This window comes from Caldicellulosiruptor acetigenus (assembly GCF_026914305.1).
Taxonomy (GTDB): Bacteria; Bacillota; Thermoanaerobacteria; order Caldicellulosiruptorales; family Caldicellulosiruptoraceae; genus Caldicellulosiruptor; species Caldicellulosiruptor acetigenus.
The window spans coordinates 2,704,845-2,728,987 of the sequence record NZ_CP113866.1; the positions used below are offsets into that span (position 1 = coordinate 2,704,845).

At 37.0% G+C, this 24,143-nt stretch carries 23 protein-coding genes; 5 read left to right on the forward strand and 18 right to left on the reverse strand.

What is annotated here, in order from left to right:
• Positions 1-61: 61 nt before the first annotated feature.
• Both OTK01_RS13055 and OTK01_RS13060 read right to left on the reverse strand, forming a co-directional pair.
• Positions 62-508 (reverse strand): hypothetical protein, encoded by a 447-nt coding sequence (locus tag OTK01_RS13055; RefSeq protein WP_232841687.1) that lies wholly within the window; start codon positions 506-508, stop codon positions 62-64.
• Between the two features lie 90 nt (positions 509-598).
• Complete coding sequence (locus OTK01_RS13060; RefSeq protein WP_029228551.1) at positions 599-1,297, reverse strand: hypothetical protein; 699 nt, start codon at positions 1,295-1,297, stop codon at positions 599-601.
• 193 nt (positions 1,298-1,490) lie between these two features.
• Between OTK01_RS13060 and OTK01_RS13065 the strand changes: the two genes are divergently transcribed.
• A complete protein-coding gene (locus OTK01_RS13065; protein WP_013404418.1) occupies positions 1,491-1,751 on the forward strand; it encodes a stage V sporulation protein S in 261 nt (86 codons plus the stop codon).
• A 102-nt stretch (positions 1,752-1,853) separates the two neighbouring features.
• On the opposite strand, the gene OTK01_RS13070 is transcribed toward OTK01_RS13065, so the two are convergent.
• The 7 genes from OTK01_RS13070 to OTK01_RS13100 all read right to left on the reverse strand — a co-directional run bounded on the left by OTK01_RS13070 (position 1,854) and on the right by OTK01_RS13100 (position 11,625).
• On the reverse strand, positions 1,854-2,249 hold the full coding sequence (locus OTK01_RS13070) for a hypothetical protein (protein WP_029228552.1): 396 nt from the start codon (positions 2,247-2,249) through the stop codon (positions 1,854-1,856).
• 165 nt (positions 2,250-2,414) lie between these two features.
• Positions 2,415-5,465 (reverse strand): EAL domain-containing protein, encoded by a 3,051-nt coding sequence (locus OTK01_RS13075; protein WP_029228553.1) that lies wholly within the window; start codon positions 5,463-5,465, stop codon positions 2,415-2,417.
• A 73-nt stretch (positions 5,466-5,538) separates the two neighbouring features.
• The gene (locus OTK01_RS13080; RefSeq protein ID WP_029228554.1) at positions 5,539-6,546 is read right to left on the reverse strand and encodes a WYL domain-containing protein; all 1,008 of its coding nucleotides are present in this window, start codon (positions 6,544-6,546) and stop codon (positions 5,539-5,541) included.
• Complete coding sequence (locus tag OTK01_RS13085; protein WP_029228555.1) at positions 6,530-7,843, reverse strand: helix-turn-helix transcriptional regulator; 1,314 nt, start codon at positions 7,841-7,843, stop codon at positions 6,530-6,532. The genes OTK01_RS13080 and OTK01_RS13085 overlap by 17 nt, the downstream gene beginning before the upstream one ends.
• A 95-nt stretch (positions 7,844-7,938) precedes the next feature.
• Positions 7,939-9,156 carry an RNA-guided endonuclease InsQ/TnpB family protein gene (locus OTK01_RS13090; RefSeq protein ID WP_029228556.1) on the reverse strand — a complete coding sequence of 406 codons (1,218 nt, stop codon included), beginning with the start codon at positions 9,154-9,156 and terminating at the stop codon, positions 7,939-7,941.
• A gap of 187 nt (positions 9,157-9,343) precedes the next feature.
• Positions 9,344-9,571 carry a hypothetical protein gene (locus OTK01_RS13095; RefSeq protein WP_029228557.1) on the reverse strand — a complete coding sequence of 76 codons (228 nt, stop codon included), beginning with the start codon at positions 9,569-9,571 and terminating at the stop codon, positions 9,344-9,346.
• Positions 9,572-9,618: 47 nt separating this feature from the next.
• Positions 9,619-11,625: a methyl-accepting chemotaxis protein gene (locus OTK01_RS13100; RefSeq protein ID WP_029228558.1), complete on the reverse strand. Its 2,007-nt coding sequence runs from the start codon at positions 11,623-11,625 to the stop codon at positions 9,619-9,621.
• Between the two features lie 187 nt (positions 11,626-11,812).
• On the opposite strand from OTK01_RS13100, the gene OTK01_RS13105 reads away from it, so the two are divergent.
• Entirely contained in the window at positions 11,813-12,817 is a 1,005-nt protein-coding gene (locus OTK01_RS13105; protein WP_029228559.1) for a CAP domain-containing protein, read from the forward strand.
• An 87-nt stretch (positions 12,818-12,904) separates the two neighbouring features.
• Here the strand turns inward: OTK01_RS13105 and OTK01_RS13110 are convergent, their stop codons facing one another.
• The 7 genes from OTK01_RS13110 to OTK01_RS13140 all read right to left on the reverse strand — a co-directional run bounded on the left by OTK01_RS13110 (position 12,905) and on the right by OTK01_RS13140 (position 18,884).
• A complete protein-coding gene (locus tag OTK01_RS13110) occupies positions 12,905-13,741 on the reverse strand; it encodes a fumarate hydratase (protein ID WP_013433745.1) in 837 nt (278 codons plus the stop codon).
• 34 nt (positions 13,742-13,775) lie between these two features.
• A complete protein-coding gene (locus OTK01_RS13115) occupies positions 13,776-14,405 on the reverse strand; it encodes a CvpA family protein (protein ID WP_013433746.1) in 630 nt (209 codons plus the stop codon).
• Positions 14,406-14,412: 7 nt separating this feature from the next.
• The gene (locus OTK01_RS13120; RefSeq protein ID WP_013433747.1) at positions 14,413-15,450 is read right to left on the reverse strand and encodes a hypothetical protein; all 1,038 of its coding nucleotides are present in this window, start codon (positions 15,448-15,450) and stop codon (positions 14,413-14,415) included.
• An 18-nt stretch (positions 15,451-15,468) separates the two neighbouring features.
• Positions 15,469-16,566, reverse strand: a complete 1,098-nt coding sequence (locus OTK01_RS13125) for a SpoIIE family protein phosphatase (RefSeq protein ID WP_013433748.1) — start codon at positions 16,564-16,566, stop codon at positions 15,469-15,471.
• Positions 16,567-16,633: 67 nt separating this feature from the next.
• Entirely contained in the window at positions 16,634-17,146 is a 513-nt protein-coding gene (locus tag OTK01_RS13130; RefSeq protein ID WP_013433749.1) for a DUF4446 family protein, read from the reverse strand.
• A 92-nt stretch (positions 17,147-17,238) separates the two neighbouring features.
• Positions 17,239-18,096, reverse strand: coding sequence for a ParB/RepB/Spo0J family partition protein (locus OTK01_RS13135; RefSeq protein ID WP_013433750.1), 858 nt, complete (start codon positions 18,094-18,096; stop codon positions 17,239-17,241).
• Positions 18,093-18,884 carry a ParA family protein gene (locus tag OTK01_RS13140; RefSeq protein WP_013433751.1) on the reverse strand — a complete coding sequence of 264 codons (792 nt, stop codon included), beginning with the start codon at positions 18,882-18,884 and terminating at the stop codon, positions 18,093-18,095. Before OTK01_RS13140 ends, OTK01_RS13135 begins: the two co-directional genes overlap by 4 nt.
• A gap of 216 nt (positions 18,885-19,100) precedes the next feature.
• On the opposite strand from OTK01_RS13140, the gene OTK01_RS13145 reads away from it, so the two are divergent.
• The 3 genes from OTK01_RS13145 (at position 19,101) to OTK01_RS13155 (ending at position 22,340) form a co-directional block, all read left to right on the forward strand.
• Positions 19,101-19,298 (forward strand): hypothetical protein, encoded by a 198-nt coding sequence (locus OTK01_RS13145; protein WP_232841688.1) that lies wholly within the window; start codon positions 19,101-19,103, stop codon positions 19,296-19,298.
• Positions 19,299-19,505: 207 nt separating this feature from the next.
• Entirely contained in the window at positions 19,506-20,651 is a 1,146-nt protein-coding gene (locus OTK01_RS13150; protein ID WP_029228561.1) for a phosphate ABC transporter substrate-binding protein, read from the forward strand.
• A 45-nt stretch (positions 20,652-20,696) separates the two neighbouring features.
• Entirely contained in the window at positions 20,697-22,340 is a 1,644-nt protein-coding gene (locus OTK01_RS13155; RefSeq protein ID WP_029228562.1) for an alkaline phosphatase, read from the forward strand.
• An 84-nt stretch (positions 22,341-22,424) separates the two neighbouring features.
• Here OTK01_RS13155 and OTK01_RS13160 read toward each other — a convergent pair whose 3' ends face one another.
• Both OTK01_RS13160 and rsmG read right to left on the reverse strand, forming a co-directional pair.
• The gene (locus OTK01_RS13160) at positions 22,425-23,267 is read right to left on the reverse strand and encodes a ParB/RepB/Spo0J family partition protein (protein WP_013433755.1); all 843 of its coding nucleotides are present in this window, start codon (positions 23,265-23,267) and stop codon (positions 22,425-22,427) included.
• Between the two features lie 135 nt (positions 23,268-23,402).
• Entirely contained in the window at positions 23,403-24,119 is a 717-nt protein-coding gene (gene rsmG / locus OTK01_RS13165) for a 16S rRNA (guanine(527)-N(7))-methyltransferase RsmG (protein WP_029228563.1), read from the reverse strand.
• Positions 24,120-24,143: the final 24 nt, after the last annotated feature.

Genomic DNA, 24,143 nt, shown 5'->3' on the forward strand with positions numbered 1-24,143 from the left:
TTCAAAAAATAAGCTTTCATAATATTTATACCACTTTACAAAAGCTTTGAACACAGATTTTTCACTCAAAAATAGTCTCAATAGCTTTTTTAACAAATCCCACATCCTTTTCTGCCATGCTTTTCAGTGGCTGGATGTCAAGAAGATAATCTCGCAAAAGTTTTGCTGTCTCGTCCTTTTCCTCTTCAATTGGCGAATACAAAACTTCTACGTTTCTTGCTGTCAAAGATGTACCAATTTTGCTTTTCAAAAACACATTGCACTTTATTTTGCACTCCAAAAACTCTCTCTGTGAAAGCAAAATTAGCTCTTTTAAAGCCTCTGTGACATCTTTTGATGAATGTGCATAGTGTACTTTAAACTCTTTTATTTCTATTATTATATCATCTACAATGTCCTTTTGTACATTCAAATTCATGGATTTTAAAGTTTGAACAATTCTGTCAATGAATATCTCAAACACAGGTGACATCTGAGAGAATATGCCAATATCAACATCTTCAAACATACACTTGAACTTGTGAAGCACCTGCTGAGAATAGAATGTAACTGTTACCTTCCTAATTTTCTATCCTCTCCTTTTGGGTCTACAATAGTTTTATTTCTTGTTTAAATTCTCCTGAACAGATAAAAGCTGTGAGAAATATATAATCTGGTTCTGGAAAAAGTCTTTTAAAATCTCCTTCAGTGGCGCAACAACGTACTTTTTGCCAATGGGACTTACGTACAGGTCATAATAATCAGGTCCTTTGAATACTATCTCGAACTCCTTGAAATTCTTCTTGAACTCTCTTTTCAGCTCGTCGATGCTTCTTGCGTACACAATATTCATCGCAACATTCTCTTCATTTTCCATGAGCTTCCTGTACGCATCGCATATGTCAAACGGCACAAAATCAGACATTGGAAAGTTTATATAAAGGTCTTCAAAGTGCTGGTAAAGAGCACATGGAATTATCATTTTCTCTTTATACTTTGCAATAATGCCATAATAGCCCTCGCCAAGCCATACTATCGGAATCATGTCTGTTGTGAGCAGCGCGAACATTTCTAAATTGTTGTTTGCAGCCCAGATTTTCAGTGAATTTAGCATGGAAAGAATATCTACGGCATAAACAACGTGCAAAAATTCTTTGTAGAACGAATTTGCAACCTCAAAGCTTTTGAGCTGATTTTGCGAAGGCAGTGGCACTTTTATCTTTTCTAAAAGCTCGTGTGTGTATATCCATTTATTTTCTTGGATTACGGTGTTTAAAAATTCTGAAAAAGTTAAAATGCTTGAAACCCCCTTGAACATTTTTCTAAAAATTCTTATTTGAATTCTATTTTAGCCCAACTTATTCAAAATTACAAATGCTAAATTCAAATTTTATTCAACTTTGACTCTTGCAAAATTATACTTTTTTCCATTAAAATTTATATTGTATCAGTATATATTCTTGAACTTTTTCTTTGTTACAAATCAAAAAACAATATGGAGGGGTGGTTGTATGGAAGTTTTAAAAGTTGCTGCTACATCAATGCCTCAAAAAGTTGCAAACGCGCTTGCTGCAATTGTGAAAGAACAGGGTGAAGCAGAACTTCAGGCTGTTGGCGCATCTGCTGTAAACCAGGCTGTAAAAGCTATTGCTATTGCTCGCGGAAAAGTTGCTCCAAACGGCATTGACCTTTATGTAATCCCTGCATTTGCAGATATCGTCATCGATGGTGAGAAGAAGACAGCTATCAAGTTCATCGTAAAGTCAAGATAAAATAAAAAATAGCAAATGGGCTGCTACATCCTCTTCTTTAAAACGGCAGCCCATTTGTTTTGCCAATTTTCAAAAAAAGCTCTTTACTTAACAAACTCTTTTTTATCCGCAACAAAAATCTATCTCAATTTTACCTCCACTGTCAACCTCAACCCTATTTACTTTTACTCCCTTTACATTCCCAGCCAAAATCTTTTGAAGGTCTATCTCAAGCCTGTCTTTAAAAAGCTGCAAACCTTCAATCTTTTCATCTTTCAACTTTCCAAGTAGAAAACCATATACAATGAGATTTTTGGAAGGGTCAAACAATATTGAGAGTTTGTTTTGCATGGATGTTATGGTAAACTTTAAAGACATCTGGGGCAAAAATGCAGCAGGTTTTACTCCTACTACCACCTCATTTTTGTTTACCTCAACCTTTGTGATAATCTCGGGCATATCAACATTTTTAAGAAGAATATCTACAAGTTCTTTTACTTCAAGTGCAACAAACCCCACCTTATACTCCCCTCTTTTCAAATAGCTTTTGTGCCTTGAAGAAGAAAAAATTTTACACATATTTTTATATACCCACAATGGGTTTTGATTAAAGTCAAATTTTTTGCGAAATATCATTGCAAAAAATAAAAAAGAAGCTGCCTTTTGGCAGCCTCCATCAATCTTTTAGACAGTTATTTTCCTTGCTATCAAAAGTTTTTCAACCTCAGCTTTTGGCAGGGGTTTTGAAAATAAATACCCTTGTGCAAGGTCACATCCTACTTCTTTTAAAATCTCAAGCTGTCTTTTTGTCTCAACGCCCTCTGCTACAACTTTGAGGTCAAGCTTGTGGGCCATCAAGATGATACCTTCAATAATTGCCTTGTTCTCTTTTGAAAATTCAAGCTCTGATATAAAACTTCTGTCTATCTTCACACCGCCAATTGGAAGTCTTTTTAAATAAACCAGTGACGAATACCCAGTGCCAAAATCGTCTATCAAGAACTTTATTCCCATCTGGCATAGAAAACTTAAAATTTTGAGCGACACATCAAAGTTTTCAACAGCACCTGTTTCTGTTATTTCAAACGAAATCTTTCTCGGGTCAATGCTATATCGTTCAATGAGCTTTTGAACCATGTTCTCAAAAAATTTGATTTTAAACTGCCGTGCTGAAAGATTTATCGCCATGTGCAGATAGTCAATGCCCTTTTTCTCCCACTCTTTGAGGTCCGAAAAAGCCTTTTCTATGACCATCTCTCCAATTTTTACTATAAGCCCGCTCTCTTCGGCAACAGGAATAAATTCAAGGGGTGATATCATACCCTTTTCAGGTGAAATCCATCGCAAAAGCGCTTCCACAGAATGAATTTCCATATCCTTTAAGTTTATAACAGGCTGATAATAAAGCTCAAACTGGTCAGTTTCAATGGCTTTTTTGAGACCCTTTTCAATTTCAATCTTTTTAAGATTTTTCATCAGCATGAAAGGCAAAAAAATCTGAAAATCGTTCTTGCCATTTTCCTTTGCAGAAGACAGTGCCATGTCAACATTTCTGAATATTTCCTTGACGCTTCTGCCATCGTCAGGATAGAAGGATATGCCCATTGATGCTGAGGCAAAAAGGTCTCTTTCCAGCTTTTCTATATAAATTTCACTTTCAAAGATGTTAAGAAGATGAGTGCAAACCTCAATTACCTCTTCCTTTTTGGCAAGACCGTGCAAAACTACTGCAAACTCATCACCGCCAACTCTTGCAAAAAATGTATTCAGATTTAAGCTTTTGAGATACTCTAATACTTTTTGACACACAGCTTTTAGATACTCATCTCCTGCCTCATGCCCGTAAAGGTCGTTTATGTCTTTGAAATTGTCAATGTCTATGAGTATTACAGCTCCTTGAGCTTTTTCTTCTTCAGCTTTCTTGATAAAATCTTCCAGAACCTCTTCAAATAGTTTCCTGTTTGGCAGGCTGGTCAGAGCATCATAGTAAGCAATGTATTCTATTTTTTGCTCGTACTCTTTTTTTGCTGTCCAGTCAATGTTTACTGCAATAATCTTCTCAGGTTTGCCTTCTACATTGTAAAAAATCTGAACATGAGCGCATATCCAGCGCCAGTTTCGGTTTTTGTCCAATATGCGCGCTTCAAATTCTAAATTTTCTTCATGAAGAAATATAGCATCTTGCATTTTTTTGAATACAGCGCTTCTGTCTTCAGGATGGAAAAATTCAAGCCAGGCTGAAAAATCATTTTTTGATTTTATAGCTTCAATATCAAAAATGTCCTTGAGTTTCCCATAAAACTCTATCTTCTTTTCTTTGAAATCCAGCTCCAAGATGCAGTCAGAGACATTTTCTATCAAAAACTTGTATTTCTCCTTTTCCTCTTCCAAGGCTTCCGACTGCTTGTTTAAAATCTCTAATGTATTTATAAGCTCCTGGTTTGTCTGTTCAATTTCTTCATAGCTTTCTTCCAAAAGATGCTGCGTCTTTTTTATCTGTGTTATGTCAAGCCCTGTTGAAATAATCATAGGTTCGTTTAAGTATGGGCTTTCGATGAGGGTATTGTTCCACAAAATCCATTTTATATCGCCATCTTTTGTTACAATCTCATTTTCGTGGTTATTTAAAATTTTTTCTTCGGCTATTCTCTTAAAAAGATTTTCTATATATTCACGCCTGTGCGGTGGGATAAAAATATCAACCCACTTTTTGCCCACAACCTCTTCATTTTTGTAGCCTGTGAGCTCCTGAGAAAACTTGTTAAAATAAATTATCTCGCCATTTAAGTTAAGAGTTAGTACAATGGCATTTGCATTTTCTGCAAGAAGCTGGGCATACTTTTCATACGCCTGTTTGCCATGTTCAAGCCTTCTATTTATTCTTGTCATTACAAATATTGCCATAGATGCAGCAAAAAGTATTATGAGCAAAAGATACAGGGTAGAAATTACTATTTGCCTATTTTTTCTCTCATAATATTCAGGTGAATATGTAGAAAAGTAGTTATAGTAAAGCTCATCAAATATACCTTTGTTTGTAAGAAAATTTAACCTCTGGTTTATGTACGCAACAAGTTCTGGTCTTTTCTTGCTCACAGCAAATGCACTTTTTACAGTAAAGATGTTTTTGATTTTGAGCTCTGCCCTGTCTCTCAGGCCATTTTTGACAAGAAAGTAATTGGCTATTTCCTGGGACATCAAGGCAGCATCAATCTTTCCATCCACCAAGGCGTAAATCAAATCTTCAATTGTAGGGTACGTATAATATCTATTTACGCCCAGCTTTTCTTTTAAAAAGGTTTCTGTGTAATCAGATTGCATAACTCCTACCATGAAATCCTCAAGGTTTTTAAGCGATATATTTTTCGAAAATTCTTTGGATGTATAAAGTCCCACATGGCGTGTAAATATTGGTTTTGAAAAATACACCTCTTTCTTTCTCTCTTCAACTATGGCAACAGGGGCTGCGACATCAATTTTCCCTTCGACAAGTTTTTTGTAAACTTGATTCCATGTATCGCTTGAAAGCTCAAGTTTAAACTTGTCAGGCTCAAACACAAGGTTTGCAAGGTCAATGGTAAACCCATAGATTCGACCACCTGATGTATACGAAAACGGTGGATAGCTTTTGTCAACCTCAAATTTCACCGGTGTATGACTGGCATATGCAGGGGATAAGAAAAAGACTATAATTACAGCTAAAACTGCATTTACTAACATTCTAATTCTTTTCATGGTTAATTCTACCTTTTCACAGAGTATGTATGGTTATAATTCTAACAGAATATATACCCATTTTAAAGTGACTTTAAACTATCTCATTGTCGAAATACATTTTAAGTGCATTTTTTACCCTTGAGATTATACTTTCTCTGATGCGCTGCGGCTGAGTTACAACAACATCTCTGCCCAAATACAGTATTCTTGAGATTATCTCTGCCTCTTCAAACTCATAATAGTAAATTTTCATCTTGTGCTTGTTTTTTTCTTTCAAAAAACGCGCACTCTTCTCAAAAGAAGAAAATAGGCAAAATGCTCTCTCTAAAGCGTTTCTTGTATTCATAACTTCAATGATTATAGGCTGTTTTGCTTTTGCGTTTCTTAAATACAGCTCATATTCTTTCAAAACATATTCCCTATTAAAACTTCCCTCTTCGTATCTTACATCTTCAAGGTTCTGAATAATACACTTCGCAAAGTTTCTGTGCTCAATAGAGTAAAATATAACATAGAACATGTCATCCTTTAAAGAGTACTGAATCTTTACAGGAATGCCAACAACATCTTTTAAAGTCTCTCCCTGTCTTGTTGTGTAGGTGTATCGCAAAAGCCTTTTCTCAAGTATACTTTTTGTAATCATCTTTAACTTTGGTGATAAATCTTTTACGCTTTCTCTCTTCAAAATTTTTGAATAGTTCTTTGGCACAATCAAATTTGTGTCAATTGACGGCACATAGCTACTTTTTAGCTTTTTTATCTTTTCAATTGTATTCTTATCAAGGAAAAGCTCTGCATACCTGCTTGACATTATAAATTTCAGCCACATTATCTCTAAGTTTGTAACATACGGCTCAATTTTAGAGTCTATCCTGAGACTGTAGGTTTTGTTATCTTGCTGTTTTAGCACATAGATGTTTTTCTGGTACTGAGCATTTTTTGCAAATAACCTATCTTCAATTACCTGGAAGTTACAGTTGTATCTGGTGAGAATATCATAGATTTCCTTTTGTGAAATTGTCCCTTTCTCATATGCATTGTTTATAATCTCCTCTAAAGCCTTGTAAAATGTACTTTTTGCCTCAAGAAATATCTCCATAGTTTTTCAAAATCTCCTTCCATTCGTTTATCATTTCTTCTCTGAGTTTTCTTGAAGCTTCTGTTGTGCCAAGTACCAAGGCTCTTTCACCAAAACTTCTCAGCCATCCTTTGAATTCTTTTATGTTGCTAAGCTCATACTCAACTTCAAATGTCTCCTCATCCACCCTGTTTATCCTTGCGTTTTTGAGTTCTCTTTTAACCCGCGCAAGCACAAAGTTATATGAAGAATTAGACGGATTTTTGAACCTGATTGTAATCTTCTCAAAACCTTTTTTTCTTTTGGGCACAGATACAAAAAAACACTTTTCAATAAGATTTGCAAGCGGCAAGATTTGCTTTGGATTAAAGCTCTCTTGCAAAATCTCTATTTTCTCCACTCTCCAAGCCGGAAGAGCTAAAACCTCTTCTTCTTTTGCAACTAAAAAATACCATCTGCCAAGCTTTACATCGTATACAATCCTGACAGGCAGGCAAACAAATTCTGTTTTCTTATTTTTCTTGCGTAGCCAGTACCACACTTTTAATTTTTTGTTGTTTGATGCTGCCTCTAAAAATTTCCATACAAGCTCTTCTTCAAGGATGTAGTGATGCGGAACATATGTGAACCAGAACATACTACTGGCATTTTCTATAAACTCTTTTTCGCCAAGCTCTAAAAGATACTTTTCCAAGCTCTCTTTTAAGTACCAGCCCGGCACGCTCGGCACATGTGAGTTTATGAAAAACAAAACTGATATGTAAATGTTTTTTATTTCGTCTATCGAAAAATCTTTAAAGACTTCCTTTGCCTGAGAACAAAGAAGATACACTTTTTCGTCTTTCAAATATTTGATAATCCCCAGTTGCTGCATCTGTTTTAAAATCCTTTTAAGGCTTGACTCAAGGTCTGCATCGGCAACATCGCGGTCAAGCACCTGAGAAATTTTATCCAATATTTGACCAGCTGATGCTTTTTTGTCATGTTCTGCGTTTAATACCTGTAGGGTCATAAAAAACAGTGTTGTTTGCAGGGCTGTTGATGTCTTCGAAAAATATATATTTACAAGCGGGTTTTCCACATCTTTGAAAAAGTCTTCGACAATACAGGGTAGTTTTCTTTTCCCATCTTTTTCATCAATTAAATACTTCTCTTCGCCCAAGAATATTCTCATTCTTCGAAGTTCATCGTCAAACGTCCTTTTTGCAATGTTAAAGTTTTCTGCATCTTCTCTTGAATAGCATCCGTACAGATACACAATCCTTGAAAAGTTTCTGAGCTTGTTAAAATCATTAACAAACGGATTAAACGGCGGCATAATTTTAGCACCTTCTTTTACAGTCTTGATTTTTGCAGCTGAGTGAACTACCGACCACCTACAGAGGTGGTAGCTTCGTGAGAAGTTTGGTAGCCTTATGCTACCCTTATTCTCACAGGGTGGTTCACACACCCACTACTGACTATCTGCTTTAAAGCAGACTCACCAGCTACTTTTCTTAAAATATTTATCGAACCGTTTATATCCGCATTCGCTACATATCCACATTCGCTGCATACATACAATCCCCTGTGTTTCCTATTGTCTTTTTTTACTATCCCGCATCTACTGCACATCTGTGAAGTATAACTTTCATCTACTTCTACGTACCATATACCATAGAAATGACATTTTGCCTCAAGCTTTCTCTTAAACTTCTCATACGGAATACTCTCAAAGTTTTGATTATTCACTTTGCCAAGTTCTATCTCTTGTTTTATGTTCTTCATTTCTCCAACTACTACTGTGCCAATTTGATTATTTAGGCAATGCTTAATTATATGGCTCACGGCCTGATTCAAAAAGTTATTCAGTATATGCTCTCTTTTGAAAGAAATTTGAGCAAGTTTTTTGCCACATTTGATTCCCTGCTTGCTGTAAATTGATTGCAGTCTTGCCCTTTCCTTGTTAACCCATCGGTTAACTGACTTTATATACCTGCCCTCTATCAAAAAGGCAGTCCCGATGGTATCAACCACAGCTGCAAAGTTATCAAGCCCAAGGTCTATAGATAAGTACTTGCTTTTATCTAAATTATAATTCTTCTCTTCCTCTTCATACACATATTCAATCTCAAACCATCTGCCATGAAACTTTGGCAATATCCTGACCTCTTTTATCCTCTTGCCTAAAACCATAGCTGGCAGGTCAAAATACAGGTATCTTACTCCAAACTCCCTGTAAAAATTCCTGCCAAGGCTCAATCTCAATTTATCCCCTTTTACCTTGAACTGGTCTTTGGGAAACATGAGAAGAAACATTCCGTCCTTGGGCAGATACTTCGGTGGAGAAACTTTCCAATCGATTTTTCCCTCTTTCTTAGTTGCCAGTAGTTTAAAAAACGACTTAAAAGCTTCGTCTACTGCTTGTACTGTCTGCTGGGCAACCTGTGATGGAAGCAGTCTGTAGTTTTCGTTTTCCTTTACAAGATGATATACGCTTTCATATCGCAAATATTGCTGAGTTCTGAAATAGTGTTGCCTAACGTGGTAAAGAGCGTAGTTGTACAGATTTTTTGAAAGATGGCATAGAATTCTTAGCAACCTGTATGTTTGTTTATCACACCTTATATGATTTTTCTGAGTTTTGTACATTTGACATCACCTAAGTGGTATTTTAGCATATTTTCAGCAATTCATCTCCCTCTTGTAGAAGATGGAGTCTTCTTGCTGAGTTTATGATAAAAAAATATGCAATATAATTATATTATAACAAAAAAGCACAGACAGTACAGACTGCCTGCGCTTTGACTTTGATTTTTGCAAATTCTTTTTTCTCAGATTAGCGTATAAAAACCATAAAAAGTGCAGCGACGTACCCAATTAAAATTTGAAACAGAAGTATGATATCTTTACAAAGCTGAAAGATGGTATACCAAAGCCCAGATTTAAAAAGGCTAAAAAGAATGTCATTGCTCATGCACAGACTAAGATAAAATATACCATTTGCCGCAACGAATATGAAAACCAATAACGCAACTTTTCTGGACACAAACATAGCCATTTTCATTTTCCAAGCCTCCTTTTCCTGTTTTTATTTATAACATACAAATATCTCTAATTATTTTCTGAGCCCATAGAAATTGAAGCAAGCTTTACAATGCCTTCATGGACATCCGAAAACTGGTCAATCAGCTTGTCAACAGCCTTTTTCTGATTTTGAAAGATGTCTCTTATTGATATAAGCATTTTAAAGTACTGCGAAACTGTCTGTGTCTGGTTTTTCAGCACGCTATTTATAGTAAAAATCTTTTCCTGCTGGCTGGATACTGTATCCATAACATTTTCAATTCTTGTCTTTATCTGCTGGTTTGTCATCTCTATTCTTGACAGCGATTCTGATGAGCGTTTTGCAACCTCAGCACCTGCCTCTACAATGCCAAGGGTATTTTCAAGTTTTCGGCTTGTCTGGTCAAAAGATGAAAGCCCTGTCTCAATGGCATCAAGAACCGACTTTGCAAGAGCGTTTGCCGACTGCGATAGCCTTGAAATCTCTGATGCTATTACCTCAAAAGTTGGAATATTCTGCTTTGCTGCTTCAATTGATGCGTTGAGAGCAATTATCTTTATCCTCTCTGCAAGGCTGGAGATGCTCTGTGACATTCTTGCAATACCCTTAAAATCCTTTATTGCTTTTTCCAAATCCATTGCTACCTCGTTGATAGCTGAATTTGCAGTGTACATGTGATTTATCAGCATCTTTATAGACTCTTGTTCTTTTAATGTTGTGGTGTAGATTGTTGAAACCTCATTTTGTACCATCTTGAAGATGTCAAACATCTTTTGAATCTGGCTTTCAAGCTCTGAAACCATTTGCGTTGTCTGCTCAAACGCAGTTTTTTGATTTTCTGCTAAAGCTATAATCTCTTTTATCTGCTCGCTTGTTATTCTACTTGTCTTTGCAGAATCGGAGGCTATTTTGTTGAGTCTGTCGACGTACTGCTGAGTTGTGCTAAGGGTCTGTTCAATGTTGGTTGCATAGGTACGAACGTTTTTGACCATGCGCGAAAATTCCTGAGTCAAGAGTGAAATCTCGTCATTTTCGCTACCTTCTACCTTTATCTGGATGTCAAAGCTTCCTGATGCAACCTTCTTTGCACTTTCTGCAAGTTTAATAATAGGCTTTGTTATCCTGTTTGATACAAATAGGCTCACAATTACAACAAGTATGAGTGTTGCAATGAAAAGTAGAATAGAAAATCTCATGGATGCTCTTATAAAGTTAGAAACCATTCCATTTTTGCTAACTAGTGCTAAAACTCCTGCTACATCCATCCTTTCACTTCTTCTGATGGGAAGAAGGATATAATGGTAGTCACCTTTTGGTGTGCTTGCTGCAATGTATTCGTACTGGCCAGAAAGTATCTCTTGCAAGTTGTGACTATCTATCAACTTTTCGCTGTTTGAAGAAGAGATTCTTCTGCTCAAATCTGACGAAAATACTGCAATGTCCATTTTGGTAAGCTGCGTGAGGTTTTCGACAAACTTTTTGTCAAGCTTGTAGCCAACAATAATTGTGCCTATCACCCTCATGTTGTTTGCAGACATTTTAGTTACTATGTCTGACACAGATTTTACATACACCGTGCCGTCTTCGCTTTGCACAGAGGTGTATTTTAGCCGTGCAAGCCCGCATCTGACCAAGTAATCGTCTTTCAGGTTATCTCCAAATTTTGAAAGAACATCGCTTCGACCTATTAAAATGCCCTTGTCGTCTGTCACAACAATTCGGTGTATTCCAAGCTCGCTTGCAAGCGGTGATATTATCTGAATAACCTTGAGGTGGTCTTTTTTGGCAACAGCTTCCCTGAGCTCCGGATTGGATGAGATTAGTATGCTATAGTCAAGTGAGAGCTTGCAAAGCCTTTCTATCTCCTGCAATGCAACATTTTTAGCGCTTTCAAGCCTTGTTTTTATTTCTTTTTCTGCATCTTTCTGAATAAGAGAGAGGGAAAATATAAGAAAAATTGCAATGGGTATGAGTGAGATTATAACAAACCAGGACATTATTCGTGTCTTTAATGACCCTGATAGTTTTTTAAAAGTTAACTTGAAGAATTTCATCTTAAGCTCACATCTCCTTTTTCTGGTGTTCTATCATTATGAATTGTACTGTTTTTTTGTTAAAGTCTTGTTTTGAGTGTGTTAAATGATTGTTAAAACCTTTAATTTTTTTAAGCTGATATTTTTACTCTTGGATGTGGTATTATTGAATTGTGGCAAAACTCAGCGAGTGGGTGATTTTTTAAAGATGTTTGCAAAGAGATGTTATCTATTGAGATGTTGCGCACTATTGTTAATATTAATATTTATTGTAAACATCAGTATGCATCTGGCAGGCAACAATGCTGTCATTGCCGCAGGCCAGCAAAAAAGAAATGTGTACATGTTTTGTTCAAAGTCATACTTTGACAAGATTTATTCAGATGCTGAAATACAAACATTTAAAAGCCCTTTTGATTTTCCATTTTATGTATCAAAAAATCTTTCAGATTTTTTCATTGCTGGATTTGAAAATGATAGGCTGGTTTTTTACTATACAAATTCAAAGATGTTTGCTGGGTTTAGCAACATAAAGATTGGCTCGACGGTTGAAAACGTTAAAAAATCGAAGCTTTCTTTTATCGATAAATTTGTCATATTTAAAGGGATTTCAACGTATTCCTATACTGACAACAATTTAGGGGAAAACTTCGACGTTGCAGTTATAAAAAATTCATACTATCTTTTCATATTTTATGATAGAATTGCCAAGCCAAACGTGGTTTGTGGCATTTTCATGGTGAAAAAGAGTCTGTGGGATGAGTTTTTGTTAAATGAACACCCCATTTCTTCAAAAAAGGATACTATGCAAAGTCTTCTTTTGTCTTTTGAAAAGATACACCTGCTACACTTAAATTCAATAAGAGCTTACCTGCAAAAGCCATACTTTGTTTTTTCAGACAATATATCAAAAGTTGCCAGAGCTCATTCCCAGAACATGGCGAAATACAACTTCTTTTCTCACACAGATAGTTTCGGCAAAACTCCTCAAGATAGGTTCAAAGCTGCAGGGATTTTATATCTTAAGCTTGGCGAGAACATTGCAATGGGAACAAAACTGCTTCCATTTTTTGCAAACCATCTTCTTTTGAACTCAAAAGGGCATCGCCAAAATATTGAAGAAAGTTTTAGTGTGGTTGGAGCTGGATGTGCTGTTGACCCGAACTATGAGAATGTTTACTACACTCAAAACTTTGCTGTTTTGAGAAATTGAGAGGTATGGGTTTGTTTGGCATCATAAAAATAAAGTGCCACAGATGACTTTCGGAATTTTGTGCATCTGTGGCAGTTTGTGGAAAACTTATATCTCTATCCTCACATGCCTTGCAACATGACAGCATATATTCACTGCAACTGGAAGCCCTGCAATGTGAGTGGGAAACTCTTCAATGAAGACATCCAACGCGGTTGTTTTGCCACCAAACCCTTCAGGACCTATTCCAAGAGAGTTTATTCTCTCAAGAAGCCTTTCTTCAAGCTCTGCCAAGTACTTTTTGTGATGCCGCTGCCCTACTTTTCTCAAAAGCGCTTTTTTGGACAAAAGTGCTGCAAGTTCGAATGTCCCGCCAATACCCACTCCCACCAAAATTGGCGGGCACGGGTCAGACCCGGCTTTTTTGACTGTCTCAACAACAAACTTTTCAATCCCTTCAACACCATCAGCAGGTGTCAGCATGCAAAGCGCGCTTTTATTTTCACTCCCAAACCCTTTTGGCATAAAATGGATTGTGATTTTATCGCCTTTTACCATATCAATGTGAATTATGGCTGGTGTGTTGTCAAGTGTATTTTCCCTTTCAATCGGGCTTTTTACCATTGACTTTCGAAGGTAAAAGTCTGTGTATGCTTTAGATACTGCTCTGTTTATGGCATCTTTTAAAGAACCCTCAACAAACACATCTTCACCAATCTCTACAAAAAACACTGCAGCGCCTGTGTCCTGGCAAACAGGTCGCATTTTTTGCTGTGCAAGGTCAATGTTTTTTATAAGATTTTCCAAGGTGTATTTGGCAATTCCCTCTTCTGAGGTATAAGCTTTGTGCAGGCTATCTTTAACATCGTCTGGCAAGATGCATACCGCCTGGTTTATGGCTTCATATACCTTTTGTTCGATAATTTCTGCTGGCACAACTCTCATTTCTTTACATTTCTCCTTTTTTGTTTTTAAAACCTTATATCTTCAAATACTGTCTCATGAGCATCACAATTATATTGTTCTCATACAAAAACTCAGCAAACATTGAAGTCTTTATGACCTTCTGGGCTGTCTTGAAAATCTCTGCGTTTGGGAAAAAGTAGAGAATTGAAAAAGCTATGTAGATGATTATGAGCGCAACAGCCACACCTGCCAAAAGCCCTAAAAACCCGTCCACCTGCCCCACAACCGGCACCTTTCTCATAAACCCAATGGACATTTTTAAGCCTGAGATTACAATCTTTGTTGCCACAAATATCAGAATCATGGCAATAAAATTGGCAAGGACAACTGCTGCAGCATCTTGCAGGGTTCTGTTGAGGGTCTCTTGCGCTTGTATTATTGCACCTTTAAAAAACTGAGGCACTGTTGGTAGAATATCGTCCTTTATCACAACCTTTTGTCTAACAAAGCTGTAGATAGCCTCTTTAAGAGTCGGTGATTGAAGTATAAAGCCGCTTACAAACTTGTATCCAAACACTGCAACAAACCACGAGATTATGTACGACCCTATATCAAATGCCATCCTGAGCACACCTTTTTTGTACCCAACCCAGCTGCCTATCAAAATTACCGCAAGTACTATCAAGTCGGCTGCGTTTGGCATGTGGGTTTTACCACCTTTCTTTATAACATTCAATCCTATCATTAAATATATAGTACAACTTGTCCTGGCTTAGAACAGCTTTTACAAACCCGAAAGAAGGAACTTTGAGCTGCTTTAATCTGTTTATGTTCAAAGAGTAAATCTCAACATCGTTGCCTTTTACTACTACAATCTTGTCGCTTGTAGCTACAGCCCAGTCAAACGGCTTTAGGCTTTTGAACAAAAACCTGTCTGTGTACCTGTTGTAAACAAAAATATCTTTTGAGGTGACCAAAACCTCTGGATTTCCCACAGCAGGCTGTGGAATGCTGCTGAGACTAAAAGATTTTTTCTTTTTCTGAAGCTGCAGGTCGTATACACTGAGCGTCTTGCCATCCCACAGAACAATGTAGTTTTGTATCACAAACAATTTCTTTGAATTTGAAAATGTGGCAGGAAGCACTTTTGACATATAAACTCCTCGTTTGTCTATGTACGATACAGCCAAATCCCCTGTTGAGATACTTTTAACTATGGCTACTGCAAAATCACCTGCAATGTCAAAGTCTATCACCTTTTCGTTTAGCTTTGCCGAAAAAAGAATGTTTTGCTTGGTGTCATAGCCAATGAGATAATTTTCTTTGCCGCTTGAGAGAAGCACACAAACTTTTCCGCCTTTTACTTTAACATCTTTTATTTCTACAGGGTACATGATATCTTTTTGTTCAGATGCTGTTATTATGTGAAGATATTTTCCGCCCTGAACATATGCCACTGCAATCTGCCCATCAGAGTACCCTTTGTGGTTCTGGTACACAATCTTTGTCCACTTTATTGTATCGCCGGTCAAAACGCCAATCTTGCCTCTGAAAATCACTACAGCACCGTCTTTCAGCGGCAAGACATACTCATAGAATTTTATGTTTGGATATGTCTTTATGTATTCAAATTTCATGAACATATAAGGGCTCAAAAACTCTATGCCAAAAAGGTTCAAGCTCAGCAGAATAGACACAATCAGCGCAGCTATAACAATTAACCTATATATAAATTTTAAAACCTTCATCCTGCTTTCCCACACTTTTTACATCTTTTCAATCATCAGCACAGCAATGTCGTCGTCTATGTCAGACACAAAATTTCTCACATCTCTTATCAAAAGCTCTGTGTTGATGTTCTTAATACTCAGAATTCTTTTTATGAGCCTCTTTTTGCCATACATCTCACCCTGTTTGTTCTTGCTTTCAATAAGACCGTCTGAGTAAAATATCAGCTTGTCGTTTTTCTCAAGAGTTGTCTCTTTCATCTCAAATCCCTGTTCAAGGTCAATTGATGCAATGGGCTGCCCTCTCATCGAAAACATCTTAACCTTCTTGTTTGCCTTGACCAAAATGGGCTCTGTCACATGCCCGGCAGAAATCATAGTAACTTTTCCACTTTGTTTTTCCAGGATGCCAAGCACTATGGTGATGTATATCTCGCTTGGAAAATTCATCTCTATAAAATCCAAAAGAACTCCCTTCATTATCTCCTGGGCACTTGAGTTTATGTAAGTGTGAGCATTTTTGATGATGCTTTGTTTGACAAATATTGTTACCATTGAAGCCAAAAGGCCATGCCCTGCCACATCTGCAACATAGAAAACTATCTTGTCGTCTATATTGATAACATCCAAAAAATCTCCGCCAAGCCTTTCACACGGCTTGTATGTATATGTAATTCTATACCCTTCAATTCTTGGTATGACTGGCAGAAGCGATTGCTGAAGCCTCTTTGCAAACTCCAAGTCACGCCTTAGGATTTCGTTTTGACGTCTGAGCCTCTCTTCAATCTTTCTCTGCTCTGTAATATCTCTGAATACTTCAACAGTGCCAATCACTTTTCCATCCTCACTGTGAACTGGTGAGCTTATGACATAGTAAAACCTATCTTTGTGCTGTGCATACTTCATAAACCTTGAATTTTCTCTCATCGACCTTATTGCAATACAGTCTTCACACCGCGAGTCTTTGCAGAATAGTTCATAGCATTTTTTGCCTGTCTGGTCGCCAAATTCTTCTTTCATCTTTGTATTGCAAAAAACAACAACTCCATCTATATCAATGACCCTGACAAGGTCAAGCATTCCATTTAAGATGCTCTCATAAAAGCTTTTGGAAAACTCTATTTTTTGAAAATCCATTTTTCTCCCCGCCAATGACAAACTCAAGCATCATTGGCAGGTACCCTCCCTTCTTTTGTGATATTCTTTACTCTTTTATCTCCTTTGAAATGTAGTTTTTTCTTGCAATGTCGATTGCCTGCATCTCTTCGGCAGAAAGTGGGTATTTAGAAAGCCCATTTTCAATGGGTTTTGCATATACACTGCAACCCTCTCTTGAATATATGCTGTTTATCACAACCCCTGTGTCAAACTCGTCAAGAAGCGCTAAAGCAAAGCTGAGCTTGCTACCAACATTCTCAAAAGCATCGTACCTGACAATACCAACCTTTTTTATGCACAGCTTTGCATTTTCACTCAGTATCCTGTGACTTTTTGTCAAAGCTTTGAGTACCTCTTCAAAGTATTCAACCTTTTCATTTGTCTGTTTTATTATCTGCTCTAAACTTTTGAAATCCTGGTTTGATGTAAGGTCAAGAAATCTTCTTTTAAGATTTTTATTTTTTGCAAGCTCTATCAAAAGTGCAATGAAAAGTACCATGTTGAGAACAAGAAAGAAGATAATTATCTCAGTTGCATATGTAGTGATAAAACTTTTCATCGATTTTCCCCCTTGACATTTTACTGTTTGCAGTTATGCAAAATGTTCCACGTGGAACAATTCAAACACAAATTTTTGGCTTCAAAGAATCATTATGGCATGAGTATAGAAATTATTTTTTCAAGCTCTTCATCAGATGAAAACTCTATTTCTATTTTGCCTTTATTTTTCTTTTTCTGAATCTTCACCTTCAAGCCAAATAGTTTCATGAGGTTTTCTTCAATCTCTCGAATTATCTCACTTTCAACCTCAAACTCCTTTTTATCATCGCTCGATTTTATAATACTTTCAAGCTCTCTCACACTCAAATTCTTTTCAGCAACAAGCTCGGCAAGTTTATTCCTTTGTTCCTCATCTTCAACCGAAAGCAAGACCTTTGCATGTCCTTCTGAAATCTTGCCTTCAATAATAAGGTCAATAATCTTCTTACCAAGATTTAGTATTCGAAGGGTGTTTGCAACTTTTGAACGTGAAATACCAAGCCTTTTTGCAAGCTCCTCTTGTGTATATCCAAACTCATCCATAAGTCTCTTAAAAGCAAGCGCCTTTTCATATGGATTTAAGTCTTTTCTCTGGATATTTTCAATCAAGGCTATCTCTAAAGGATTTTCATACTCTTTTACAATGCACTTTACCTTTTGAACTCCTGCAAGTTTGCAAGCTCTGAGCCTTCTTTCCCCAGCAATTAAAACATATTTGTCACCCTTTTTTTGTACAACAAGAGGCTGTATAAGCCCAACACTTTTAATTGAGTTTGCAAGCTCCTCTATTTCTTCTTCATTAAAAATCTTTCTCGGTTGATTTTCTGATAGGTCTATCAAATCAATGTCAATCTCCTCAATTCTCTCTATATTTTCCTCTTCGCTTATAACTTCTTCTTTCTCCTTTTCAGAGCTGATTACATCGTCCCCAAACAGGGCATCAAGACCCCTTCCAAGTCTCTTTTTCATTTATTTGCACCTCTTGACAAACTATTTTCTATCCTGCTTATGTACTCCTCGGCAAGCTCTATGTATGCCTTTGCACCTTTTGATTCAGGGTCATAAATTATCCCTGGGAGACCAAATGAAGGTGCTTCCGACAGCCTTACATTTCGCGGAATTAAACTCAAAAAAACCTTTTGCCCAAAAAACCTTTTTACCTCTTCAACAACCTCTAAAGAAAGGTTTGTCCTTGAGTCAAACATGGTAAGAACAACACCATCAATCTCTAAGGCTTTATTTAAGTGTTTTCTTACAAGCGATATTGTATTAGAAAGCTGAGTCAAACCTTCTAAGGCATAGTATTCGCACTGGATGGGAATTATAACAGAGTCAGCAGCTGCCAAAGCGTTTAGAGTCAAAAGCCCCAGAGAGGGTGGACAGTCAATAAAGATGTAATCATATTCAACTTTTATTTTTTCGATAGCATCTTTTAATCTAAATTCTCTTGCAATCATAGATACAAGTTCAATCTCTGCACCTGCAAGGTTCACATTGGCAGGTAGAATGCTCAAGTTTTCAAATTTGTTCTTTATAATAGCTTCTTCAGCTGAGCAGCTGCCAATCAAAACATCGTATGTGGTTCTTACAAGAGACTTCTTGTCAATCCCAAAACCACTTGTGAGATTGCCCTGCGGGTCACAGTCAATTGCTAAAACTTTTTTCCCTATCTTGCTAATTGCTGCAGATAAATTTACACAGGTAGTTGTTTTGCCAACACCACCTTTTTGGTTGACAATTGCAACAATTCTTGTCATCTTCAACTTCCCACTTTGAGTTTTTTAATTAAATTATATCACAAGAATGTTCCACGTGGAACATTCGATTAACATTTTATTACGCAGAATAAATTTGTATAATATAAGAAATATGATGAGTTTGTGAAAAAGCTAGTAGCCGTTTGCAAATTGGGTGGTGATTGAAGGTAAGAAGTGACAATAAAAACAAGAAGTACAAACAGAAGGGGAAAAAAGATGGGAGAGTTTATATCTAATGTTGCACGACTTTTAGATGAAACAAACCAAAGACAATTTAACAAGGGAATTGAATATGGAATACAACAAGGAATTCAACAAGGGATTCAACAAGGTAGACTGGAAGAAAGAATAGAGATAATAAAAAAAGCTTATTCGACGAGGATTTTCAGACCAGCAAATAGCAGAGCTTATTGAGATTGAAGTTTAAGTGGCTTTTTTATTTTTACATTGCATTCATCAAACTTTTCATTGACAATTCACATTTTTTAACACATCTTTAACATTTCTTTAATCCAATTTTAACCCAAAATAAACAAACATTTAACATAGATTTAAAAGAACTTAAACATTTAAGGAGTATATTATAAGTTGCAAAAACAATTTGAGGAGGGGTACAGTACCATGAAAAAAGGGCTTTTTAAAATGGTTATTGCTACAATAGTACTTGTGTGCTTCTTTGCAACGCTTAGTCTAATACCTTTTGTCTCTTACTCTCAAAGCTTGACAGTTAAGTCTAAATCGCTTCCAGCAACAACCACGCAAAAACAGGTTGTAATTACATTTTCACAAGAAATTTCAAAAGGTCCTAACTTTGATAAGATAACTCTTTTAAAGAACAAAAAATCAAAGGTTCAATTCTCAGCGCAAGTTTCGTACAACAAGCTTATTATAACAATAAAAGAAAACATTGTTCCAAAAGCACAGTATCTTTTGACAATACCCAAAAATGCAGTAAAGTCAGCAAAAGGAGAGCCAAACCCAGAGCTCAAGTACACATTTATTCCTCAGGCATATTCAGCAAACCTTTCAGGAAGAATTATGATTGCTGGTTCAACATCTGTTCAGCCACTTGCTGATGAGCTTGCAAAATATTTTATGCAGCAGTATCCAAAGGTATCAATTGAGGTTCAGGGCGGAGGCTCATCGGTCGGGATAAAGTCTGCTATCCAGGGAATTGTTGATATTGGTACATCATCAAGAGAGCTAACAGAGGATGAAGCAAAACAGCTTTCTTCAAAAGGCTGGCAGGAGATAAAGATTGCTGAAGATGGCATTGCTGTGATTGTTCACAAATCCAATCCTGTGTCAAACCTTACAATTGACCAGATAAGAGACATATTCTCTGGAAAGATTAAAAACTGGAAAGAAGTTGGCGGCAAAGACGCAAAAATAGTTGTTGTCACAAGAGAAGAGGGGTCAGGCACAAGAGGAGCTTTTGAAGAAATAGTTATGGGCAAATCTGCAAAGATAACAGACTCAGCAATTGTTCAGCCATCAACAGGTGCTGTCAAAACAACAGTTTCACAGGATGAAAATGCAATCGGTTATTTCTCAATAGGTGTTTTGGATAGCACTGTTAAAGGCGTAAAGGTTGAGGGAATTGAACCAACAGAAAAGAACGTAAAGCTTGGGAAATACAAAATCAAAAGACCGTTCCTGTTCTTAGTTTCCAAAAATCCAAGCAAGGTCACAAAAGCATTTATAGATTTTGTTCTCTCTGATGAAGGCCAGGCAATAGTTGCTAAAAACTATATATCTGTAAAATAAGGTCGAGCAAAAAGGATTTTGAAGTAAGGAGGTTTTTTGAAGAACATGAAAAGATTCTTTGTACAAAGAAAAAATATTTTTCTTGCTTCCATTTTGATTCTGTGCTTGATTTTATCAACACTTGCATTTGCGCAGCAGGAAAGTAGAGAAAACCAGCAAAAGGTCAAAAACGTCATTTTGATGATTCCCGATGGTATGACAATAGCTCACACAACACTTGCGCGCTGGTACCAAGGTGGAGAGCCCCTTGCAATGGATGAGATTGCCTGTGGACTTGTGAGAACATATTCAGCAAACAATCCAATTACAGACTCAGCACCTGCTGCAACAGCATATGCAACAGGGTACAAGACACAAAACAGGTACCTTTCAATTTACCCTGAGATGGTCTCAATGCCAGGTGTAGGCCAGGTAGAAGAAAAAGATTTTTACAAGCCAATTGTAACCATCTTGGAAGCTACAAAGAAGCTCAGAAAATCAACCGGTCTTGTTTTTACATGCCAGTTCCCGCACGCAACACCTGCTGCGTTTGCCTCGCACACTGATAACAGAAATGATTATGAATCTATCGCCGAGCAAATGGTATACAACCAGGTTGATGTTGTGCTCGGTGGTGGATACAAATACATCGACAAAAATCAGAGAAAAGATAAAGAGGATTTAGCAGGATACCTAAAACAAAACGGCTTTTTTGTAACAACAAGCTGGCAGGACGCAAAAAACTTTTCTGGTCAGAAAATCTGGGGACTTTTTGCACAGGATGCTATGCACTACGACTTTGACAGAAATGGCACAGGTGAGTCGTCTTTGGCAGAGATGACTCAAAAGGCACTTCAGGTTCTATCCAAGAATAGAAACGGGTTCTTCTTGATGGTAGAAGGCAGTGAAATTGACTGGGCATCACATGCAAACGACCCTGTTGGAGTTGTATCAGAGGTCTTGGCTTTTGACAAGGCTGTAAAAGTTGCTCTTGATTTTGCAAAATCAAGGGAGGACACAGCAGTAATTATTGCAGCTGACCATAACAACGGCGGCATGACACTTGGAATGGGCACAACTTCAATTGACAGCATCCTACTGAACGATTTTCTGAAGTACATCAGAAGAGCAACAAGAACGGCAGCTGGAGTGGAAGATATACTTGGAAATAACAGAACAGATGAAAATATCAAAAAGGTTGTGTCCCAGTATTACGGCATTGACAATCTCACACAGGATGAGATAAATGCAATCAAAAACGCTCCACAGGGAAGGTTAAACTATGTTTTAGGTCCAATGATAAGCAAGCGTTCATACATTGGCTGGACTTCAAATGAACATACAGGTGAAGAGGTAGTTTTATATGCATATCACCCAAATGGATACATCCCAAGAGGTGTAATTGATAACACAGAGGTCTGCGACTATATGGCAGAGATTCTTGGCATTGACCTTGGAAGCTTTAATGAAAGTGCGTATATTTCTAACATCGACTTAGAAGAAAAAGGATATGATGTTTCCCTTGACACAAGCAACCCAACAAACGTCCAACTTGTGATAAACAAAGGAAGCAGGACATACATCATTCCGCAAAACAAGAATGTGGTCTTAGAAGGTTCTAATCAGTACAAGTTAAAATATGTAAGTGTGTATATTCCAAGTGCGAAAAGGTTCTTTGTATCAAGCGAGGTTGAAAGCTTGATTAAATAACCGCCCCTAAACATTTAAAACATAGCCGCTCAAAAAGTCGAGCGGCTTTTATTTTTTTAAAGAAAAAAAAAGTACCTCCTCTTTTTATGAGGAGGTCTGCGGGGATTTTTTATTTATTCTAACGATTATTTCGTAGTATGCATCGGTTTTATTTTCTTTTATATCATAATTTATATCAGTTTTTTGGAATATTTTCAAGGCCTTTTTTATGGTATTATATACCACCCTGCAGTCGTTCATGGAAACTTTTATTACTCTTGTAGTTTTTGCATTTCTTTTACCGCTCAGATAATCTGATATAAGCCTTTCTGTTTGTGAGACGGTAAGCCCGCCCTCAATTATTCGCGATAAGATATACTTCATATCCTCTTGCGACTCAAGTTTTAATAGCGCTCGTGCATGACGTTCTGAAAGACCATGTTCGCGAATCATCCATCTTATTTCGGCTGGCAGCTGCAAAAGTCTTATTTTATTTGCAATGGCAGACTGAGTCTTCCCCACCCTTTTTGCAATCTCAACTTGGGTGAGTCCAAACTCATCGGCAAGCTGTTTGTACCCTTGAGCTTCCTCGAAAAAGTCAAGGTCCTGACGCTGTATGTTTTCAATCAACGCTAAAATGGCACTTTCAATGTCAGTTACATTTATCACAATTGCCTTTATTTTGCAATATCCCAGATGCTTGCAGGCTCTAAGTCTTCTCTCTCCAGCAATGAGATAATAAAGCTCTCCTTTTTTCCTCACAATAATTGGCTGCAAAAGCCCATAAGATTTTATGGATGTTGCAAGCTCTTCAATGAGCCTTTCATCAAAATTGGTCCTTGGCTGATATGGATTTGGCAAAACCTTTTCAATTGGCACATCCTCAATAAAATATAGTTCCTTTTCAATATCAGCCTTGTTTGTCTGGCGTATCAAAAGCGAGAACAATTTTTATTTTCCCCTTCCCTTTAGTTCCTCTTTGGTAATCTATTTATTATATTCTCTCCTCCTTCAAAAACTCCTTCTTTTTATTTCAAGATTTTTCAGACATTTTCAAACAGGATAAAACAAATTTCTATTTGACTACAGCGGTTTTTTTACAATTTGCTTTGTATTTCTGGGGAAATTTGACGGTGTTTGTCGCAATTTTTTTATGACAATAACGCTTCTTTTCTCATCAGAAAACGGTAGCACAAACTTCTCAACGCGTGTGAGCCTGCCACCGAGAAGTTCAATAGCATTGGATGCCAATTCTATCTCATCTTCACATACATAGCCTTTTTGAGCCAAAAATGCACCGCCAATTTTTAATAGCGGAAGGGCATACTCACACAAGACGTTTAGCCTGTCAACTGCCCGGGCAAATACAAAATCAAACTTTTCTCTAAAATCCTCTTTTCTGCCCAAAACTTCTGCTCTTTCGCACACAACGTTCACACCAGAAATCCCAAGACTTTCTTTTGCCTCAATCATGAAATTGCACTTTTTCTTGTTTGAGTCATTAAGCCAGACATTTATGCTCGGCATTGCAATTTTAACAAAAAGTCCCGGTGCGCCAAATCCAGAGCCTATGTCAATGGCAACAGGGTTTTGGCTTGAACTTTCTTCTTCAAGAAATTTCAAGAGAGAAAGAGAGTCAGCAATGTGTTTTATCACAAACTCCTCTTCATCTTCTATAGCTGTGAGGTTAAAAAGCTTATTTTTCTCAAGCACCAAGTTCATGTACTTTAAAAAAAGCTGTTTCACAACCAAAGGATTTTTTACTTTATAGTACTCAAGCACTCTATCCAAAAGCTCCATCATTTCTATTCCCCTTTAAAAAGT

Coding starts and splice junctions, on each gene's coding strand:
- OTK01_RS13055 (WP_232841687.1), bottom strand. CDS start 508: ATGTTTGAAGATGTTGATATTGGCATATTCTCTCAGATGTCACCTGTG.
- OTK01_RS13060 (WP_029228551.1), bottom strand. CDS start 1,297: ATGTTCAAGGGGGTTTCAAGCATTTTAACTTTTTCAGAATTTTTAAAC.
- OTK01_RS13065 (WP_013404418.1), top strand. CDS start 1,491: ATGGAAGTTTTAAAAGTTGCTGCTACATCAATGCCTCAAAAAGTTGCA.
- OTK01_RS13075 (WP_029228553.1), bottom strand. CDS start 5,465: ATGAAAAGAATTAGAATGTTAGTAAATGCAGTTTTAGCTGTAATTATA.
- OTK01_RS13080 (WP_029228554.1), bottom strand. CDS start 6,546: ATGGAGATATTTCTTGAGGCAAAAAGTACATTTTACAAGGCTTTAGAG.
- OTK01_RS13085 (WP_029228555.1), bottom strand. CDS start 7,843: ATGCCGCCGTTTAATCCGTTTGTTAATGATTTTAACAAGCTCAGAAAC.
- OTK01_RS13090 (WP_029228556.1), bottom strand. CDS start 9,156: ATGTACAAAACTCAGAAAAATCATATAAGGTGTGATAAACAAACATAC.
- OTK01_RS13095 (WP_029228557.1), bottom strand. CDS start 9,571: ATGAAAATGGCTATGTTTGTGTCCAGAAAAGTTGCGTTATTGGTTTTC.
- OTK01_RS13100 (WP_029228558.1), bottom strand. CDS start 11,625: ATGAAATTCTTCAAGTTAACTTTTAAAAAACTATCAGGGTCATTAAAG.
- OTK01_RS13105 (WP_029228559.1), top strand. CDS start 11,813: ATGTTTGCAAAGAGATGTTATCTATTGAGATGTTGCGCACTATTGTTA.
- OTK01_RS13110 (WP_013433745.1), bottom strand. CDS start 13,741: ATGAGAGTTGTGCCAGCAGAAATTATCGAACAAAAGGTATATGAAGCC.
- OTK01_RS13115 (WP_013433746.1), bottom strand. CDS start 14,405: ATGCCAAACGCAGCCGACTTGATAGTACTTGCGGTAATTTTGATAGGC.
- OTK01_RS13120 (WP_013433747.1), bottom strand. CDS start 15,450: ATGAAGGTTTTAAAATTTATATATAGGTTAATTGTTATAGCTGCGCTG.
- OTK01_RS13125 (WP_013433748.1), bottom strand. CDS start 16,566: ATGGATTTTCAAAAAATAGAGTTTTCCAAAAGCTTTTATGAGAGCATC.
- OTK01_RS13130 (WP_013433749.1), bottom strand. CDS start 17,146: ATGAAAAGTTTTATCACTACATATGCAACTGAGATAATTATCTTCTTT.
- OTK01_RS13135 (WP_013433750.1), bottom strand. CDS start 18,096: ATGAAAAAGAGACTTGGAAGGGGTCTTGATGCCCTGTTTGGGGACGAT.
- OTK01_RS13140 (WP_013433751.1), bottom strand. CDS start 18,884: ATGACAAGAATTGTTGCAATTGTCAACCAAAAAGGTGGTGTTGGCAAA.
- OTK01_RS13145 (WP_232841688.1), top strand. CDS start 19,101: ATGGGAGAGTTTATATCTAATGTTGCACGACTTTTAGATGAAACAAAC.
- OTK01_RS13150 (WP_029228561.1), top strand. CDS start 19,506: ATGAAAAAAGGGCTTTTTAAAATGGTTATTGCTACAATAGTACTTGTG.
- OTK01_RS13155 (WP_029228562.1), top strand. CDS start 20,697: ATGAAAAGATTCTTTGTACAAAGAAAAAATATTTTTCTTGCTTCCATT.
- rsmG (WP_029228563.1), bottom strand. CDS start 24,119: ATGGAGCTTTTGGATAGAGTGCTTGAGTACTATAAAGTAAAAAATCCT.